Annotated in this window: 24 protein-coding genes; 16 read left to right on the top strand and 8 right to left on the bottom strand. The window is 63.8% G+C overall.

Going from position 1 to position 16,346, the window contains the following annotated elements:
- Positions 1-7 precede the first annotated feature (7 nt).
- From JZY06_RS04805 to JZY06_RS04830, 6 genes are all read right to left on the bottom strand, one after another.
- Positions 8-571, bottom strand: a complete 564-nt coding sequence (locus tag JZY06_RS04805; RefSeq protein WP_207118713.1) for an Asp23/Gls24 family envelope stress response protein — start codon at positions 569-571, stop codon at positions 8-10.
- Entirely contained in the window at positions 568-1,131 is a 564-nt protein-coding gene (locus tag JZY06_RS04810) for a hypothetical protein (RefSeq protein ID WP_207118715.1), read from the bottom strand. The genes JZY06_RS04805 and JZY06_RS04810 overlap by 4 nt, the downstream gene beginning before the upstream one ends.
- Complete coding sequence (locus tag JZY06_RS04815) at positions 1,128-3,416, bottom strand: Asp23/Gls24 family envelope stress response protein (protein WP_207118717.1); 2,289 nt, start codon at positions 3,414-3,416, stop codon at positions 1,128-1,130. Before JZY06_RS04815 ends, JZY06_RS04810 begins: the two co-directional genes overlap by 4 nt.
- Before the next feature lie 9 nt (positions 3,417-3,425).
- Positions 3,426-3,617, bottom strand: a complete 192-nt coding sequence (locus tag JZY06_RS04820; protein WP_207118719.1) for a hypothetical protein — start codon at positions 3,615-3,617, stop codon at positions 3,426-3,428.
- 393 nt (positions 3,618-4,010) lie between these two features.
- Positions 4,011-4,319, bottom strand: a complete 309-nt coding sequence (locus JZY06_RS04825) for a hypothetical protein (protein WP_207118721.1) — start codon at positions 4,317-4,319, stop codon at positions 4,011-4,013.
- A gap of 12 nt (positions 4,320-4,331) precedes the next feature.
- The gene (locus JZY06_RS04830; RefSeq protein WP_207118723.1) at positions 4,332-4,829 is read right to left on the bottom strand and encodes an Asp23/Gls24 family envelope stress response protein; all 498 of its coding nucleotides are present in this window, start codon (positions 4,827-4,829) and stop codon (positions 4,332-4,334) included.
- 1,152 nt (positions 4,830-5,981) lie between these two features.
- Here JZY06_RS04830 and rpsJ point away from each other — a divergent pair.
- From rpsJ to trhO, 12 genes are all read left to right on the top strand, one after another.
- On the top strand, positions 5,982-6,287 hold the full coding sequence (rpsJ, locus tag JZY06_RS04835; RefSeq protein WP_207118725.1) for a 30S ribosomal protein S10: 306 nt from the start codon (positions 5,982-5,984) through the stop codon (positions 6,285-6,287).
- 91 nt (positions 6,288-6,378) lie between these two features.
- On the top strand, positions 6,379-7,035 hold the full coding sequence (rplC, locus tag JZY06_RS04840; RefSeq protein ID WP_207118727.1) for a 50S ribosomal protein L3: 657 nt from the start codon (positions 6,379-6,381) through the stop codon (positions 7,033-7,035).
- Entirely contained in the window at positions 7,032-7,679 is a 648-nt protein-coding gene (gene rplD, locus JZY06_RS04845; protein ID WP_207118729.1) for a 50S ribosomal protein L4, read from the top strand. Before rplC ends, rplD begins: the two co-directional genes overlap by 4 nt.
- The gene (gene rplW, locus JZY06_RS04850) at positions 7,680-7,979 is read left to right on the top strand and encodes a 50S ribosomal protein L23 (protein WP_207118731.1); all 300 of its coding nucleotides are present in this window, start codon (positions 7,680-7,682) and stop codon (positions 7,977-7,979) included.
- 56 nt (positions 7,980-8,035) lie between these two features.
- Positions 8,036-8,878 carry a 50S ribosomal protein L2 gene (gene rplB, locus JZY06_RS04855; RefSeq protein ID WP_207118733.1) on the top strand — a complete coding sequence of 281 codons (843 nt, stop codon included), beginning with the start codon at positions 8,036-8,038 and terminating at the stop codon, positions 8,876-8,878.
- Between the two features lie 16 nt (positions 8,879-8,894).
- Entirely contained in the window at positions 8,895-9,176 is a 282-nt protein-coding gene (gene rpsS, locus JZY06_RS04860; RefSeq protein ID WP_207118735.1) for a 30S ribosomal protein S19, read from the top strand.
- Positions 9,177-9,179: 3 nt separating this feature from the next.
- Positions 9,180-9,542, top strand: coding sequence for a 50S ribosomal protein L22 (rplV, locus tag JZY06_RS04865; RefSeq protein ID WP_207118737.1), 363 nt, complete (start codon positions 9,180-9,182; stop codon positions 9,540-9,542).
- Positions 9,542-10,288 (top strand): 30S ribosomal protein S3, encoded by a 747-nt coding sequence (gene rpsC / locus JZY06_RS04870; RefSeq protein ID WP_207118739.1) that lies wholly within the window; start codon positions 9,542-9,544, stop codon positions 10,286-10,288. Before rplV ends, rpsC begins: the two co-directional genes overlap by 1 nt.
- Positions 10,289-10,293: 5 nt before the next feature.
- On the top strand, positions 10,294-10,710 hold the full coding sequence (gene rplP / locus JZY06_RS04875; protein WP_207118741.1) for a 50S ribosomal protein L16: 417 nt from the start codon (positions 10,294-10,296) through the stop codon (positions 10,708-10,710).
- Positions 10,711-10,941: a 50S ribosomal protein L29 gene (gene rpmC, locus JZY06_RS04880; protein WP_207118743.1), complete on the top strand. Its 231-nt coding sequence runs from the start codon at positions 10,711-10,713 to the stop codon at positions 10,939-10,941.
- Between the two features lie 3 nt (positions 10,942-10,944).
- Entirely contained in the window at positions 10,945-11,217 is a 273-nt protein-coding gene (gene rpsQ / locus JZY06_RS04885; RefSeq protein ID WP_207118745.1) for a 30S ribosomal protein S17, read from the top strand.
- A gap of 113 nt (positions 11,218-11,330) precedes the next feature.
- A complete protein-coding gene (trhO, locus tag JZY06_RS04890) occupies positions 11,331-12,191 on the top strand; it encodes an oxygen-dependent tRNA uridine(34) hydroxylase TrhO (RefSeq protein WP_207118747.1) in 861 nt (286 codons plus the stop codon).
- A gap of 22 nt (positions 12,192-12,213) precedes the next feature.
- Here trhO and JZY06_RS04895 read toward each other — a convergent pair whose 3' ends face one another.
- Both JZY06_RS04895 and JZY06_RS04900 read right to left on the bottom strand, forming a co-directional pair.
- On the bottom strand, positions 12,214-13,074 hold the full coding sequence (locus JZY06_RS04895) for a mechanosensitive ion channel family protein (protein WP_207118749.1): 861 nt from the start codon (positions 13,072-13,074) through the stop codon (positions 12,214-12,216).
- Positions 13,075-13,080: 6 nt separating this feature from the next.
- The gene (locus JZY06_RS04900; RefSeq protein WP_207118752.1) at positions 13,081-14,250 is read right to left on the bottom strand and encodes a multidrug effflux MFS transporter; all 1,170 of its coding nucleotides are present in this window, start codon (positions 14,248-14,250) and stop codon (positions 13,081-13,083) included.
- Positions 14,251-14,476: 226 nt separating this feature from the next.
- Between JZY06_RS04900 and JZY06_RS04905 the strand changes: the two genes are divergently transcribed.
- Genes JZY06_RS04905 through JZY06_RS04920 form a run of 4 tightly spaced genes read left to right on the top strand, consistent with a single transcriptional unit; the run spans position 14,477 to position 16,310 of the window.
- Entirely contained in the window at positions 14,477-14,893 is a 417-nt protein-coding gene (locus JZY06_RS04905) for a YbjN domain-containing protein (RefSeq protein ID WP_207118754.1), read from the top strand.
- A complete protein-coding gene (locus tag JZY06_RS04910) occupies positions 14,886-15,374 on the top strand; it encodes a YbjN domain-containing protein (protein WP_207118756.1) in 489 nt (162 codons plus the stop codon). Before JZY06_RS04905 ends, JZY06_RS04910 begins: the two co-directional genes overlap by 8 nt.
- A gap of 7 nt (positions 15,375-15,381) precedes the next feature.
- Entirely contained in the window at positions 15,382-15,819 is a 438-nt protein-coding gene (locus JZY06_RS04915; protein ID WP_207118758.1) for a YbjN domain-containing protein, read from the top strand.
- Positions 15,816-16,310, top strand: coding sequence for a YbjN domain-containing protein (locus JZY06_RS04920; protein ID WP_207118760.1), 495 nt, complete (start codon positions 15,816-15,818; stop codon positions 16,308-16,310). The genes JZY06_RS04915 and JZY06_RS04920 overlap by 4 nt, the downstream gene beginning before the upstream one ends.
- Positions 16,311-16,346 lie beyond the last annotated feature (36 nt).

The raw sequence follows: 16,346 nt of genomic DNA on the forward strand, positions 1-16,346 counted from the left end.
GTCCCGGTCAGGCGTGCTCAACCTGGTCGAGATGAATCTTGTAGATCGTGTCGACATCGGTGGTCCCGATGGCGTCGCGGATGTCCCGTTCGGCCTGATCGATTTGGGAACGGATCATCGGGATGTTGGCGTCGGCATCGGCGTTGATGGTGAAGTCCATGGTGGGACGGCCCCGGTCGAAAGCCACCAGGCTTTTGACCGAGTTGACCCGGGGGATGTCCTCGAGCTGGCCCGCCACGGCAGAACCAATGTCGGAAATCCTGAACTTGATCTCGCCGATGTGGGTGGAGGCGGGTTCGGAATGAATCTGGTTGATGCGCTTGCGGCGCAGGTTGGCCAGAATCATCCACAGTCCGCAGACGACCCCGACGACGACAATGCCTGCCAGAACCCACTTGAACCAGGGCTGGTCGGGGGATTCCCGCCAGATGCGCTGGTTGCAGTATTCCGCCAGTTCGACGGCGTACCAGTTGCCGATGTAGAACAGGATCGACCATACGCCGAGGAACGCCAGTCCCAGGGCGACCAGCAGGACAATGATCCTGTCGATGGCTGCCAATGATTTGCTCATGACTGCTCCTCCTCGGGGCTGCTCACGGTGATCTTCAGCTCCGGGGACCCGACCACTTGGCCGATAAGCGGACCGACGGTGCGGCCCACCCGGTCAACCAACGTGGAATCGTTGCTGTCCCCGACTATCGACAGGTGGACTAAACGGGGTTTGACCGTTGTCTGGGCATGCTGAACACCGGGAATGTTTTCCGCGGCGGCAGTGGACATGCGGGCAATGTCGATGGGACGCATCCATACCGACTGGTTTGTGTCAATCAGCTGCTGGTGTGTTTTAAAGCGCGGCTTGAACACAAACCACAGTAAAAACAGGGCCAGAACACAGCAGAGGATGCCCGCATAGAACATCCACGGCTCGTAGCTCATTGTCCCGATGTAGTCGGTGACAACTCTGGCCCAGCTCTGCTGGTTGGTGTCGGTGTAGCGGATCCACAATTCCCGGCCGGCAGCCCCGGCCAGGGCGAGCAACACCACACCGAGGATCATGACGATCCAGCGGGCCATCGGTGAAGCCACTGGCTGCTGCCCGCGGTGGTCACCGCTTGCCTGGGGGCTTGTCATTTGTCCACCACCTTTATTGATCGGACGTTGAGCGGGGAGACGGTGATTTTCTTCAGCGGTTTTTGCGGGGGAAGAAGATCCGTGGCCACCTCTTTGCCGGCCGGCATGTCCACCGGTGTGACTTCCGGCGCGGAGACCTCAACCTTGGCCAATCGCCGGGCGACCGGAGCCTGCGGATGGGCGACTTTGTGTCCGTCGGGGGACACGATGCGGGCCAGCCGAAGCTTCGGGGCTTCCGGGGTGGAAAGCTTGGGGGTCTTGGCGACTTTGACCTCGGCGAGCCGTACCGGATTGGGTGCTGACACGTCAGCCAGCCGGTGCGGGGTCGGGTCAGTGACCTTGGTCAGTGGTGCCGGTTTGGGGGCAGTGACACCACGCACCTGGCGGGGCCTGGTGCCAATGGCGCGAAGCGGTGCCTGGGGGGCGGCTTCGGTTGGTGCCAGCCGGCCGACCGGTGTGGCGGTGATGGGGCGCAGATCCTGCGCCGGAGCCACTTCAATCGGCTTGAGATCACCGCAGGCGGCCACCTCAATGGGCTTGAGTGGTTTTTCGTCGGGGACCGTGATTTCCGCCAGCGGCTGCTCGTCGGCAACCACAACCGGAATCCCGGGCGCCGGGTCGGCTACCTCGATGGGACGCAGGTCCAACTTCCACGTATTTTTGATCGGGACCAGTTCCGCGGCCGGTTTGGTGACCGGTGAGACTGCCTCGGGAATACTGCCGGGGCTGAAAGCACGCAGTTCGGCGGGGCGGGGCACCGGAACCGACCGGATGTTTTCGGCGACTTCACCGGTGACGGTGTGGGGGGTGATGTCCCACGTGCCGGTGATGATCGGGACGTTGGGCCGCGATTGGGTGACGGTGACCGGGGTCAGCGTCGGATGCGGGTCGAAGGCATCGATCTCGGCGGCGGTGACCCGGTCATGGCCCGGTTCGACGTAGCCGACCGTGACGTTGGCGTGGACCACCGGAACATCGGTCATGTCACCGACCCAGGTGATGATGGTTTCCCGGGTTTTCTCGGCGATCTTGGCCACCGGTGCGGGCCAGCCGACGGCGATGAAGGCGTCAATGGAGATCGCGTCGCCGTCGTCGTCGAGCCTGACCTCGTAGCGCGGGAAATTCCGGCCGGTGAGTTTGTCGATGCCCTCGGAGCGGCTGATGGTGCCGGGAACAGCCCGAACAGCGGCCGAAATGACCTTGTTCATGGCTTTCTCGGTGATCTTGATCTGCCTGTTGGATCCGGTGTCGGCGGTGGGGCGGCGCAGCGGAAGCTCCGCCAGGGCCTCCGCCTTGTCCGGGTCGATGTTCTTTGAGACATGATCGACCTTGTCGCCGGTCGGCGCCGGGGTTGACGGCGCCGGGGGGTCAACCGGCGTGGCCGGTGCACGCTTTGGCTTGGCCGGTGTGGCCGGTGCGGCAGCCTTGACAGGTTTCGCGTCGACCGGCTGTGCGGCATCGGCGGAACCGGACGTGGTCGCCGGTGTCGCCGCATCCGTGGGCTTGGCCGCGGCTGCGGGAACATGGGTCGGTGTGTCGAAAACCTCCGGCTTGGCGTCCGGCTCGGTGTTGTTGGTGGCCGCGTCGTTCTTGGTGGCCGCTGCGGTGTTTGTCTCGGCTGGTCCGGCTTTTTTCTTCGCCGGTTCCGGTGTGGCCGCGGCGGACTGCGCGGTACGGGCGTTGCCGGTGTGCGCGGGCTTGCCGGAGCCGTAGGCGTTCGGTGACGGGGCCGGTTTCTTGTCGGCGGTTGTCGTGCCCCGCGGAGTGGTCTTCGGGGGATCGACCTCACCGCTGAAGTTGTCGGCGGTGGGCACCGAAGTGGAGGTCACCGGCGAAGCGGCGTCCTTGTCCTTGGGGACCGGGGGAACCTCTGACGTGCCGAAAGCAGGGGTCCGCCCCTCGGTGAGCAATCCCTCCGAGGAGCCGGAACCGGTACGGCGGGGACGTTTGTTGTCCTCGTCGAGACGGTGCCTGGCGCCGCGTTCCGGGGCACGGTGGCGGCCGTCGTGGTCGCTCTTTCCGGAAGGCGTGGAACCGGTCGCCGGGAACGGTTTGGCCGCCGGGGAATCCAGCGTGCCCTGGCTTTTGGCCTGCCGGGCAGGGGTGGATTTACCGGGTTTTTTTCCGGCTGAGGATTTTTTCCCGGCCGCGGCTTTTTTGTCGGCCGCGGCTTTGTCCTGCAGTGCCTTGTCGATGGCCTGTCTGCCGGTGGGTTCCGGTTTGGCGTTTAAGGGTTTATCCGGCTTTTTGCCGGGGGCGCCCCTGTCGTCGCGTGAAGGTGTCATGGATGTGGTTTACCCCCTGCCACCGCGGCGGTTGCCGCTGATCACAGAGGTCAGATCGAGGCGACCCTCGTAGTGGGCGCCGATGAGGCCACCGAGGCCCCCGAAAATAACGATCCAGATGAAGCCGGGGAGGCCTCCCCAGATAATGGCGAAGGCTATGGCGATACCCACGGCGAGGCCGATGGCGGTGTAGTTTTTCATGACACTCTTTCGTTAGGTGGCGGTGAGTTACGTTTGTCTATCGGCGGGGTGACGGTTGCTGGCACCCCGCGGGGTACCGGGTGGCCGGAGGGTTTTTGGGAAAACGCGCTGGCGGTTGACGGCACCGGGTTACTGGTGGCTGGAAAAGCTGACTGTGTTGTCCGGGTCTGCCGAACACAACAGCCCGCACGGGTTTGACCGACACACACCGTCACACACTTGGCGGGGCCGGTTGTGACGGTGGGCGGAAAAACGCGGCGTGCGGGCGTTGTCTTGTCAATGAAGGTGTTGTCTCATCCCGGTCAAGGGATGCGGGGGAGTGAAGACGCGGCTTGCAGTCCACGGGCTGTCCCGGCGGGTGCACCCCGCCCTGCGGCGGGGTGCGGTTTCCACTTATTCGACGTCGGATACGGTCACGTCGACGGGTGCGTCGGTGTAGCGTGCCGCGGTGTCGCGGATCGTGGATGCGAGTTCTTCGAGATTCGGCTGCAGGTCGCCGTCAACAATGACGAAGACTTCCAGGTGGGGGGCCTCACTGTCATCCCGCGGGGTGGACGCGTGCAGTCCACGTACCCGTTCCCCGGGGAAGAGCATGGCCACTTCGCCGAATTGACCCCCGTACAGGCCGGCAACCCCGTCCAGGTCACAAATCTCCCGGGCTAGTTGTTCGGCCTGTTCGCGGTCGAGCAAGTCGTCTCGCACGTCGCGCGGCCCTTACTTGACGCGGGCGGGCTGCTCGGACTTCTCGGGAGCCTCGATGGAGCGGGGCTCCTTCTCTTCTTCCTCGTCGTCCTCGTCGTCTTCCAGTTCCAGGTGAACGTCGTGGACGGTGACGTTAACTTCGGTGACCTCCAGGCCGGTCATGCGCTCAATGGCGTTGATGATGTTCTTGCGGATGGCCTCGGCCAGCTCGTGGATGGCGACACCGTACTCGGCGACGATGGCTACGTCGACGGCAGCCTGCGACTCGCCGACCTCAACGGAGACACCCTGCTGCACGTTGGTGCGGGAGCCGAAGGCGTCGCGGATGGCGCCGGCCATGCGGGCACCGGAGCCACCGAGAGCGTGGACGCCGGACACCTCGCGGGCAGCCATGCCGGCGATCTTGGAAACGACAACATCCTCGATGTGGGTGCGGCCGTGATCGGTTTCCAGAGCGGAGTTGACCTGCTCGATGTCCTTGCCCTTGGCCTCTGTGTTGTTTTCGCTCATGTGAGTTTCTCCTTGAGAGATGATTCATAGTTGGTCGGTTGACGCCACCGTCGGGAACCGGCGGATGAAAAACTCCGCGCGCTCCGCGTGTGAACGCGGGACCCGGTTGACGGGCGGCGGGCGTGTGACGTCCCGTGCCCTGTGGCACAAGCACGATAGTAGGTGAATATGCGGCTGCGTGCCCGTCGGCGCCACTTGCTGTTACGAGATTGCAAGATTTGGGCCGCTGTAACGGCAAACAGCCTGTTCGTATCACCACACCGGGGCAGGTCACACCCGCCGAAGGGGGAGTTCTGTTTGCCCCGCCTCCCCCCGTCCGTCGGGGCGGACGTGTCGTCCGGGTGGCGCGGCAGTGTGTGCGGCGCAGCCGGATATGCCCCCGAACGAGGTACCCGTGAGGGTATGCCGGCGCGGCGGCAGGTCCGTAACCGAGAAGATCGCCGGGACCCGGGGGAGGGGGCAGGGGGTGGGGCGGGTGCCGTCACCGTGCCGGGGGCCGGAAAAATCTGCCGCGGGGGTTTGTGTGAGCCGGCCCGGTGTGCTTTAATAGCCGGGTTGCTCTAACACACCGCCTCATGTCACCAGGCTGAAAGGCAAGCCCGTCACAACCGCGGGAACTGCCCTTTGTAAGCGAAGGTCGAACTTTTCCCGGCGACACCGGATACGGTGCTGGTGGAGCAAACATCACACTTGTTAAAAACGCCCGCGCGTGGGTCTGCCGGTTGCCCGGCAGATGGCGCGGGAATCTTCCCGTGCGTTCCGGACGTGCGACACGCCCGGGTGCGGGGAGCCGGTTGACCCGGGTTTTTCAAGGGGATGGCAATCACACAGCGGCAGTAGGTACTTGACACCACTTTCTGGTGCCACGGTGCCACCACGCCGGAGGGGACCGAGTTTCCTCACCGGCGGCGCCCGGGTGGTTTCCTCCCCGGGGATCACGCGGACCGGCCGTTTTGGCGGTGTGGTGGACACGACCAACAACTGGCGTTGCAACCGTGAATCCCCTCACTCAATCCGGGGTCCGGACAACGTTATAGAGAAATGACAAAGCGGACAGACTCCACCACTCGCGCCCCAGGGCGTGGTGACCGGCAGGTTTTCCCGCCCGGCGTATTTTGACGTGGGGCTGTTCGCCCGAGAAAGAGGTTTAACGTGGCGGGACAGAAGATCCGCATCAGGCTCAAGGCCTACGACCACGAAGCGATCGACGCCTCCGCGAAGAGGATCGTCGAGACGGTTACCCGTACGGGTGCCCGCGTCGTGGGACCGGTGCCGTTGCCCACTGAAAAGAACGTGTACGCCGTTATTCGTTCGCCCCACAAGTACAAGGACTCGCGCGAGCACTTCGAGATGCGCACACACAAGCGCCTCATCGACATCCTCGATCCGACTCCGAAAACCGTCGACGCGCTCATGCGCATCGACCTTCCGGCGTCCGTGGACGTGAACATCCAGTAAGCAGGCCGTCCGGTGTGTCTTTGGTTAAAGACATTCTGAACACCTGCACGAGCTACCACTACTTATTTCAAGGCAGCGGAGAAACAAACCAATGAGTGAAACCAAGATCAAGGGGATTCTGGGCACCAAGCTCGGCATGACCCAGGTCTTCGACGAGGACAACCGGGTCGTTCCGGTCACCGTCGTTGAAGCCGGGCCCTGTGTCGTCACCCAGATCCGGACCGTTGAAAAGGACGGCTACTCGGCCATCCAGATCGCGTTCGGCGACATCGACCCCCGCAAGGTCAAAAAACCGCAGACCGGCCACTTCAAGGCCGCGGGTGTTACCCCGCGCCGCCACAGCGCCGAGATCCGCATGGACGATGTGTCCGACTATGAAGTCGGCCAGGACGTCACCGTCGACATCTTCGACGGCATCGAATTCGTCGACGTCACCGGCACCACCAAGGGCAAAGGCTACGCGGGCGCCATGAAGCGCCACGGCTTCGCCGGCCAGGGTGCCGCCCACGGTAACCAGGCCGCCCACCGCCGCGTCGGCGGCATCGGCGCCTGCGCCACCCCGGGCCGTGTCTTCAAGGGCACCCGGATGGCGGGCCGCATGGGTAACGACCGGGTCACCACCCAGAACCTGAAAATCCAGAAGATCGACGCCGAGTCCAATCTGCTGCTCATCAAGGGAGCCATCCCCGGTGTGCGCGGCGGACTCGTCACCGTCAAAACCGCAGTGAAGGGCGGTGCACACGCATGAGCAACCTGACTCTCGATGTACTGACCGCCGACGGCCAGACCAACGGCACCGTGGAACTCCCGGCCGAGATTTTCGACCGTGAAGCCTCCATCGCGCTGATCCACCAGGTCGTCAACGCCCAGCTGGCCGCCAAGCGCCAGGGCACCCACGCCACCAAAACCCGCGCCATGGTCTCCGGCGGCGGCAAAAAGCCGTTCCGCCAGAAGGGCACCGGCCGCGCCCGCCAGGGTTCGATCCGCGCCCCGCACTTCGCGGGCGGCGGCATCTCCCACGGCCCGCAGCCGCGTGACTACGCCCAGCGCACCCCGAAGAAAATGAAGGCCGCCGCCCTGCGTGGCGCGCTGACCGACCGGGCACGCCACGAGCGTATCCACGTTGTCGAGGAACTGGTCTCCGGCCAGACCCCGTCGACCAAGGCCGCCAAGAAGCTCCTGTCGACCATCTCGGAGCGCAAATCCATCCTGGTCGTTCTTCCCCGCGAAGATGTCGCCAGCTGGAAGTCGGCCCGCAACCTGGACAACGTGTCGCTGATCACCGAAGACCAGCTCAACACCTTCGATGTCCTGAAAAGCGACGACATCGTGTTCTCTGTCGCGGCGCTGAACACCTTCATCGACCGTGCCACCGGCAGGGAGGGAAAATAAATGACATTCAACGCCCGTGACATCATCATCGCGCCGGTCGTTTCGGAGAAATCCTACGGCCTCATGGAGCAGCTGACCTACGTCTTCTACGTCCGCACGGACGCCCACAAGACGGAGATCAAGCAGGCTGTCGAAGAAATCTTCGGCGTGCGTGTGGCTTCCGTGAACACCGCCAACCGCAAGGGCAAGCGCAAGCGCACCCGCTTCGGCTACGGCCAGCGCAAGGCCACCAAGCGCGCCTACGTCACTCTTGCCGACGGCAGCGACCCCATCGACATTTTCGGCGGCTCTGCCGGTTAAGGGATGACCCCCTTACCCGCCAGATACCGAACCGTTAAAGGGAGTTTTTAAACACTATGGCTATCAGAAAGTACAAGCCGACAACCCCCGGTCGCCGCGCCTCTTCTGTGTCGATGTTCGAGGAAATCACTCGTTCCACACCTGAGAAGAGCCTGCTGCGCCCGCTGCACAAGACCGGTGGACGCAACGTCCACGGTCACATCACCACCCGCCACAAGGGTGGTGGCCACAAGCGCAAGTACCGTGTCATCGACTTCAAGCGTCGGGACAAGGACGGCGTGCCGGCCAAGGTCGCCCACATCGAATACGACCCGAACCGCACCGCCAACATCGCGCTGCTGCACTACGCCGACGGTGAGAAGCGCTACATCATCGCGCCGAAGAACCTGGTGCAGGGTGCCACCGTTGAATCCGGTGCCACCGCCGACATCAAGCCCGGCAACAACCTGCCGCTGCGCAACATCCCGGCCGGTGCCACCGTGCACTGCGTCGAGCTGCGCCCCGGTGGCGGAGCCAAACTGGCCCGTTCCGCCGGTGCCTCCATCCAGCTTCTGGGTAAAGAAGGCAAATACGCCGTGCTGCGTATGCCCTCCTCGGAAATCCGCCGCGTCGACATCCGCTGCCGCGCGACCGTGGGTGAGGTCGGCAACGCCGACCAGATCAACATCCGCTGGGGCAAAGCCGGCCGCATGCGCTGGAAGGGCGTCCGCCCGACCGTGCGTGGTGTCGTGATGAACCCCGTCGACCACCCGCACGGTGGTGGCGAGGGCAAGACCTCCGGTGGTCGCCACCCGGTCAGCCCGTGGGGCACCCCCGAGGGCCGCACCCGCAAGCCCAACCGTCCGAGCGACAAGATGATTGTCCGCCGCCGCCGTTCCAACAAGTCCAAGAAACGCTAGAGGAGGGAATAGATAAATGCCTCGCAGCCTCAAAAAAGGCCCCTTCGTTGACGAGCACCTCCTCGCTAAGGTGGACGCTCAAAACGAAAAGGGAACCAAGCAGGTTATCAAAACCTGGTCCCGCCGCTCCACAATCCTCCCCGATTTCATCGGCCACACCTTCGCCGTCCACGACGGTCGCAAGCACGTGCCGGTGTTCGTGGACGATTCGATGGTCGGCCACAAACTGGGCGAATTCGCCCCGACCAAGACCTTCAAGGGTCACATCAAGGACGACAAGAAGAAGGGCAGGCGATAAACCATGAGTGAAGACACCATCACCTCGGCGAAAGCCGTCGCCCGGTTCATCCGCGTCACCCCCTTCAAGGCCCGCCGCGTGCTCGATCTGGTCCGCGGCAAGTCCCTCGACGAAGCACTGGCCATCCTGAAGTACGCCCCGCAGGCTGCTTCCGAGCCGGTTGCCAAGGTTGTGCAGTCCGCCGCCGCGAACGCCGAAAACAACTTCGGTCTCAACCGCGACAAACTGTTCATCTCCGAGGCTTACGCCGACGAAGGTCCGACCATGCGTCGGTTCCGCCCCCGCGCCCAGGGCCGTGCATTCCACGTCCGCAAGCGCACCAGCCACATCACCGTTGTGGTCTCCGAGAAGGGAAGTGACAACTAGTGGGCCAGAAAATCCATCCCCACGGCCTCCGGCTCGGCATCACCTCGGACTGGAAGTCCCGCTGGTACGCCGACAAGAACTACGCCGACTACCTGGCTGAAGACATCAAGATCCGCGAGTTCCTCTCCAAGGGACTCAACCGCGCGGGTATCGCCGATGTCGTCATCGAGCGCACCCGTGACCGCGTGCGTGTGGACATCCACACCGCCCGTCCCGGGATCGTGATCGGCCGCCGCGGCTCCGAGGCTGACCGCATCCGCGGTGAGCTGGAGAAGCTGACCGGCAAGCAGGTCGCGCTCAATATCCTGGAAGTCAAAAACATTGACGCCAATGCCCAGCTGGTGGCCCAGTCCATCGCCGAGCAGCTGACCAACCGCGTGGCTTTCCGCCGTGCGATGCGTAAGGCCATCCAGTCCGCGATGCGCCAGCCGCAGGTCAAAGGCATCAAGATCATGTGTGCCGGTCGTCTCGGCGGCGCGGAAATGTCGCGCACCGAGCGTTACCACGAGGGACGCGTCCCGCTGCACACGCTTCGCGCCGAAATCGACTACGGCACCTACGAAGCCCACACCACCTTCGGACGCATCGGCGTCAAGGTGTGGATCTACAAAGGTGACGTCGTCGGCGGCAAGCGCGAGTCCGAGATGAACGCTCCGGCGGAGCGTCGCGGCGGCCCCCGCCGTGGCGAGCGCCCGCGCCGCGGCGGCCAGCGCCGCCAGCGCGCTGAGCAGAAGCAGGAGGGCTAACAACCATGCTTATCCCCAAGCGCGTCAAATACCGTCGCCAGCACCGCCCGCACCGTCGTGGCGTGTCCAAGGGCGGAAACAAGGTCACCTTCGGTGATTTCGGCATCCAGGCTCTCGAGCCGGCCTACGTCACCAACCGTCAGATCGAAGCCGCCCGTATCGCCATCAACCGCCACGTCAAGCGTGGTGGCAAGGTGTGGATCAACATCTTCCCGGACCGTCCCCTGACCCAGAAGCCGCTCGGCGTGCGTATGGGTTCCGGTAAAGGCCCGGTCGAAAAGTGGGTCGCCAACGTGCGCCCCGGCAGAGTCCTGTTCGAGATGAGCTACCCCAACGAAGAGGTCGCCATCGAGGCGCTGCGCCGCGCAGCCCAGAAACTGCCCTGCAAGGTCCGCATCATCAGGAAGGAGGATCAGCTCTAAATGGCAACAGGAATTCCCGCACACGAGCTCCGCGAACTGAACGCGGAAGAGCTTGACCAGCGTCTTCAGGAAGCCAAGGAGGAGCTGTTCAACCTCCGCTTCCAGATGGCGACCGGTCAGCTGTCCAACAACCGCAGGCTCCGCGTCGTCAAGCGTGACATCGCCCGTATCTACACGGTGATCCGCGAACGCGAACTCGGCCTGTCCGTCGTCCCCGGAGCGGAGGTATAACCCATGAGCGAAACCACAGAAAATCAGCGTGGTGCCCGTAAACGCCGCACCGGCTACGTCGTTTCCACGAAGATGTCCAAAACCATCGTCGTGGAGCTCGAAGACCGTCGTCAGCACTCCCTGTACGGCAAGACGATCCGCACCAACAAGCGGGTCAAAGCCCACGATGAGCAGGAAATCGCCGGTATCGGCGACCGTGTCATCATCGAAGAGACCCGGCCGCTGTCGAAAGACAAGCACCACCGTCTCGTCGAAATCGCGGAGAAGGCCCGTTAAAGCCACTCTCTGGCGGTAAACGACACCACCACAAGCACCCTTCACCCACCCCGCCACGGGATGGGCGAAGGGTGTTTTTCTTTTTCCCGGCAGGCGGTTTACGCTGGTGGGTTGTGTCCCAAGATAAAATCCTGCTCTACTACCGTTTCACCCCGCTGGCCGATCCGACGTCCATTATGCTGTGGCAGAAATCGCTGTGCGCCCGCCTGAACCTGAAAGGCCGCATCCTGGTGTCCACGCACGGCATCAACGGCACCGTCGGCGGGGATGTGAAAGACATCAAGCGCTACATGAAACAGATGCGCAAATACCCGCCGTTTGCCGACATCGATTTCAAATCCTCAGACGGCTCGGCCGACGATTTTCCCCGCCTGATGGTCAAAGTCCGGGACGAGATCGTCGCCTTCGGCGCCCCGGAGGAGCTTGAAGTCGACGGCAACGGGGTGGTCGACGGCGGTATTCACCTCACCCCGCAGCAGCTGCATGCACTGGTCGAGGAAAAAGGCGACGAAGTGGTGTTTTTCGACGGACGCAACGCCCGCGAGGCGGAGATCGGCAAATTCCGGGGCGCGATTGTCCCCGATGTGGAGACCACCCGGGATTTCCTGAAGGAACTCGAATCCGGCAAATACGACCGTCTGAAAGATAAACCGGTGGTGACCTACTGCACCGGTGGGATCCGCTGTGAGGTGCTCACCTCGTTGATGAAACACCGCGGTTTCAACGAGGTCTACCAGCTTGACGGCGGGATCGTGAAATACGGGGAGGCCTTCGGCAACGAAGGCCTGTGGGAAGGCTCGGTCTTCGTCTTCGACAAACGCATGCACCTGGAATTTCCCGGTGAAGCCAAGCAGCTCGGGCACTGTTTCAACTGCGGGCAGGAAACCAACATGTTCCGCAACACCCGCGGCGATGGCGGCCGGGAATTGAAACTCATCTGCGACGACTGCGCCCCCGAACTCGAGTGGCGCTAGAACAAGCCGGACAGCCGGGGCACTAGTTGTCGGCATCCCCGTCGGAGAGCACCATCACATTGTCGGGGCTGAATCTGATCCCGGCCACCCGCAGCGCCTCGACGACAGCCAGGATCGCCTGGTCGAGGGCGGTGACTGTTTCGAACTGGGTGGAACCGGACCAGAAACGCACCTCCATGGTGGCCATGCCGTCGCCGACCTGGCGCAGCACCGCCAGCGGGGCCGGGTCGTCGAGAACCTCCGGGACCGGGCCGAGTGCCGCCACGGCAAGATCGCGGGCCGTGCGGAACTGTTCCGGGTCCCGGATTTTGACGGTGAAAGCAGTGCGCACAGCCGGGTTTTCGGTTTGCACGGTCACCACTGATTCGTGCAGCAGACCATTGGGGATCAGCACCTGGCGGCCGTCGAAGGTGTTGACGGTGGTGCGCGAGAGTTCGATATTGGTGATGGTGCCCGCCACATCATTCATCCGGATCTGGTCCCCCACCACCGGGGTTTGCCGCCACAGGATCACCAGCCCGGCGAACATGTTGCCCAGCACCGTCTGGAAGGCGATACCGGCGGCAATGGAGACCACGCCCAGTCCACCGACCAGGTTGACCGGTTTGATGGAGGGGAAAACGTAGGCCAGCGCGACCGCCGTGCCGAGCAGCACAATCGCCCACTGGGCCAGCTGGGCGAGGATCCGCGCCGAGGAGTCGCTGCGTTTGACCCACACGGACAACACCCATTGCACCACCACCCGCACACCCCAGGCGATGAGCACCGAAAAAAGCAGGATCAACAGCCCGTAGCCCACCCCGGTCCAGCTCAATTTTCTGACGGTGTCGGTGACCTGTTCCACCGGAGTCGGGTTCTGCTGCAGGAAAATCAACGGTGCCATAGCCTCTTACCGTATCCGTCGCCCGGCCAGGCACGCCACCAGTGCCACACAGGCGCAGCCTGTCATCACCCACGCCATACCGGCGACAGGATCCTCCCACAGGCCGAGCAGCGGCGCCAGCACGGCGGCGACAAGAAATTGGGTGGCACCGGCCAGCCCGGACCCTGCCCCGGTGTGACGGCCTGCCAGGCTGGCCAGAGCCAGGGCGGTGGCATTTCCCAGGATGACTCCCGCCGCCAGTGAGACCACCGCCACGCATCCGAGCACCACCGCCACCAAGTCGCCGGCGACAGTGGTGAAAGCCAGCAGCACCACGGCGGCGGCCACACTGGCCGACAGGGCCGACAGCAGCAGCCGCTGCGGACCGATGCGGTTGACCGCCACCGCCGACAGGGCCGACCCGGCCACAATCAGCAGCGCGTTGACGGCGAAAACCACCGCATAGCCGCCGGGGGAGAAGCCGAAGGCGTTCTGCATGACGAACGGGGAGGCCGCAATCCAGCTGAACAGCACCCCGAAGCCGATGCCGAAACTTGTGGTGTAGGCGACAAAGCCGCGGTTTGTCAGGCAGAAAGCAAACCCGTCGGTCAACCCGGCAAGCCCGGTGCCGCTTCTGTTGTCCGGCGGCAGGGTTTCGGGCACCACCGTGACCGCCAGCAGCAGGCCGACGGCGTTGATGGCCGCCAGCACCACGAAAATGCCCCGCCAGCCGATATGGGGTGTGGCGAATCCGCCGATCAACGGGGCGATCACCGGCGCCAGCCCCTGGATGGCCATCAGCGCCGACAACGCCGAGGCCGCAGCCGTTCCGGTGACCACATCCGGTATCACCGCCCGGGCGACCACCACCCCGGCCCCGCCGGCCAGGCCGGACAACGCCCGGAAAGCAATCAGTGTCCCCACCCCGCCGGCGGCGGCGCAGCCGAAGGATCCGAGCATGAACACCGCCACGGAAACAATGAGCACGCTTTTCCTGCCCACCAGGTCACTGACCGGACCGGCGACAAGCTGGCCGAGGCCCATGCCGATCATGAATGCCGACATGGTCAGCTGCACCACAGGGGCGGTGGTGTGCAGATGGTCCACCATTCCGGCAAGGGAGGGCAGATACATATCGGTGCCCAGCGGCCCGGCGGCCGACAACAGGGCCAGCGCAGCCAAAAGCGGCCAGCCCACAGCCGGTCCGGGACCCTGTGCGGTAGTTGTCCGCGGCATCTGGCAACCACACCCCCTGACAAAGGAAAACCGTTGAAAACACCCCGGCGAACAACCGCTGCCGCCGGTGGCTGACACCGCCGCCACGGCGACCGGTATCGTTAATGGGCAAAGCCCCGTCACACTTTATCCGCAACCCAGACAAAAAGGTGGTTCGATTCCCGTTTCCGACATATCGCATCCCCGTTTGACCAACAGCCGCCTGCACCAGTGGGCGGCATCGAAAAATCTGTCCTCCGCGACGACCTCCACAGGCAGTGTGGTCATTGCCTTCAACCGGGTCACTGTGTCGCTGAAACAGGAAGGCACCACATTCCGGGTGTTCGCCGTCTGGCGGGCGACACCACGCAGGCCGGAGCAGATCACAGCTTTGCGCGCCGCCGCCAACGACATCAACAGCCGCCGGCTGGAGCCGAAAGCCTATGTCATCGACGAGCAGAAAATGTTCGTCATGGAGTCGGTGACCTACAGCGGCGACGGGATGACCGACCAGCAGCTCGACAGTTTCCTGGTGGGGGTTTTCTCTGCTGTGTTCAGCTGCACCGACCAGTTGGACAACGATTTTCCCGACCTTTCAGCCCCAGGGGACACCACCGATGACTGACCCGATCAACGACCAATCCACCACAGTCACACCGCTGTCCTGGCCCCGCATGATGGCGCTTGTCACCGCCTTCGGTTTCGAGGGAAACGATACGGAGGACAACCGTTTCTACGCCTTCGTCAACGGTGCCCCGCTGCGTTTCGACGGCACCACAGCCCCGGATGCGCTGCTGGTCAACACCACACTGTTCGACTACCAGCTGCCGGTCGACCGCTGTGACGAGGTGCTGGCGTTTGTCAACGGGTTCAACGCCACAACCTATTACGTGCATGCCGCGGCCGTGACCGACCACGCCGACGGCACGGTCACGGCGGTCGCCGACTGCCCGATTTTCGCCCCGGCCGGGCTTGATGATCTACAGCTGCAGGAAATGATGGAACGCGCCATCACCGGCTGCGTGGAATTCGCCGGCCGCTACTGCACCCATTTCGGCTTCACCGATCCGACGGCCGCAGCCCGCGCCGCCCAGTCCAAGGAGTAACAAAGCCATGTCCCAACCGGACATCACCGTCGAACGCATCGACACACTATTGACCAGCAGGGGGGTTGAGACCCTCAACAAAGACAATGAGGTTTGTTTGTTCGGCCTGCCGGACATCGCCGTCGAAGTCACCGTCAACAACGGGATCCTGCGCTTCGCCGGGCTGTGGAACCGGCAGATCCCCGACGGCGGCTCATTCGAGAAAGCGGCCCGGAAAATCAACGAATTCAACGGCAGCCACCTGGCCCCGAAAATCGTGGCCAGCGCCAAGCTGAAGGGCATTATTCTCGAGCACGCCCACCCGGCGGCCACCGGCGCCACCGATGAGCAGCTGGCGGCCCTGACCCAGGTGATCATCCAGACTTTTGATGGCGCCCGCAGTGAACTGGACAGCCTGTTCGACGGCCTGGTCGTCGAGCGTTCCCGGGAGGACAACGACAAGTGAGCGACAACAGCGAAAAAACCACCCCCACCGACACCATCCGTCCGGTGACGGCCACCCGCATCAAAGCGGTGCTGGCCGCCGCCGGTGTTGATGCGCGCACCCAGGGCGACGACACCGCAACCCTCTACACCCTCATCGAGGGGCACCCCTACCGTTTCGACACCACCCAGGCGCATGTGCTCTACACGGTGTCCTCGCAACTGCCCGACCATGCGCTTGCCGCCGACCGCTTCGACGACGTTCTGGCGTGGGTGACCTTCGCCAATGAGGCAACCGAACTGGTGCAGGTATCGGCCACCGTGTTCCCCGAGCACGGGGTGGTGCTCAGCATCGATGTGCCGGTGTTCGTGCCCGGCGGTGTCACCGACGAGCAGCTCACCGATTCCTGCTACATGGCCATCGCCGGAATCCGGGCGGTCATCAACTCCTTCATCGAGGTCTTTTTCCCCGGGCAGGCGGACAAAGGGCAGCAACCCGGCTCCGGAAGCTGACCTTTTGTACCGGCCGTGACAGCCACCGGCCCGGCC

It is taken from the genome of Corynebacterium mendelii (assembly GCF_017307055.1).
GTDB classification, from domain to species: Bacteria; Actinomycetota; Actinomycetes; order Mycobacteriales; family Mycobacteriaceae; genus Corynebacterium; species Corynebacterium mendelii.

Coding starts and splice junctions, on each gene's coding strand:
- JZY06_RS04805 (WP_207118713.1), bottom strand. CDS start 571: ATGAGCAAATCATTGGCAGCCATCGACAGGATCATTGTCCTGCTGGTC.
- JZY06_RS04810 (WP_207118715.1), bottom strand. CDS start 1,131: ATGACAAGCCCCCAGGCAAGCGGTGACCACCGCGGGCAGCAGCCAGTG.
- JZY06_RS04815 (WP_207118717.1), bottom strand. CDS start 3,416: ATGACACCTTCACGCGACGACAGGGGCGCCCCCGGCAAAAAGCCGGAT.
- JZY06_RS04820 (WP_207118719.1), bottom strand. CDS start 3,617: ATGAAAAACTACACCGCCATCGGCCTCGCCGTGGGTATCGCCATAGCC.
- JZY06_RS04830 (WP_207118723.1), bottom strand. CDS start 4,829: ATGAGCGAAAACAACACAGAGGCCAAGGGCAAGGACATCGAGCAGGTC.
- rplC (WP_207118727.1), top strand. CDS start 6,379: ATGAGTGAAACCAAGATCAAGGGGATTCTGGGCACCAAGCTCGGCATG.
- rplD (WP_207118729.1), top strand. CDS start 7,032: ATGAGCAACCTGACTCTCGATGTACTGACCGCCGACGGCCAGACCAAC.
- rplW (WP_207118731.1), top strand. CDS start 7,680: ATGACATTCAACGCCCGTGACATCATCATCGCGCCGGTCGTTTCGGAG.
- rplB (WP_207118733.1), top strand. CDS start 8,036: ATGGCTATCAGAAAGTACAAGCCGACAACCCCCGGTCGCCGCGCCTCT.
- rpsS (WP_207118735.1), top strand. CDS start 8,895: ATGCCTCGCAGCCTCAAAAAAGGCCCCTTCGTTGACGAGCACCTCCTC.
- rplV (WP_207118737.1), top strand. CDS start 9,180: ATGAGTGAAGACACCATCACCTCGGCGAAAGCCGTCGCCCGGTTCATC.
- rplP (WP_207118741.1), top strand. CDS start 10,294: ATGCTTATCCCCAAGCGCGTCAAATACCGTCGCCAGCACCGCCCGCAC.
- rpmC (WP_207118743.1), top strand. CDS start 10,711: ATGGCAACAGGAATTCCCGCACACGAGCTCCGCGAACTGAACGCGGAA.
- rpsQ (WP_207118745.1), top strand. CDS start 10,945: ATGAGCGAAACCACAGAAAATCAGCGTGGTGCCCGTAAACGCCGCACC.
- JZY06_RS04895 (WP_207118749.1), bottom strand. CDS start 13,074: ATGGCACCGTTGATTTTCCTGCAGCAGAACCCGACTCCGGTGGAACAG.
- JZY06_RS04910 (WP_207118756.1), top strand. CDS start 14,886: ATGACTGACCCGATCAACGACCAATCCACCACAGTCACACCGCTGTCC.
- JZY06_RS04915 (WP_207118758.1), top strand. CDS start 15,382: ATGTCCCAACCGGACATCACCGTCGAACGCATCGACACACTATTGACC.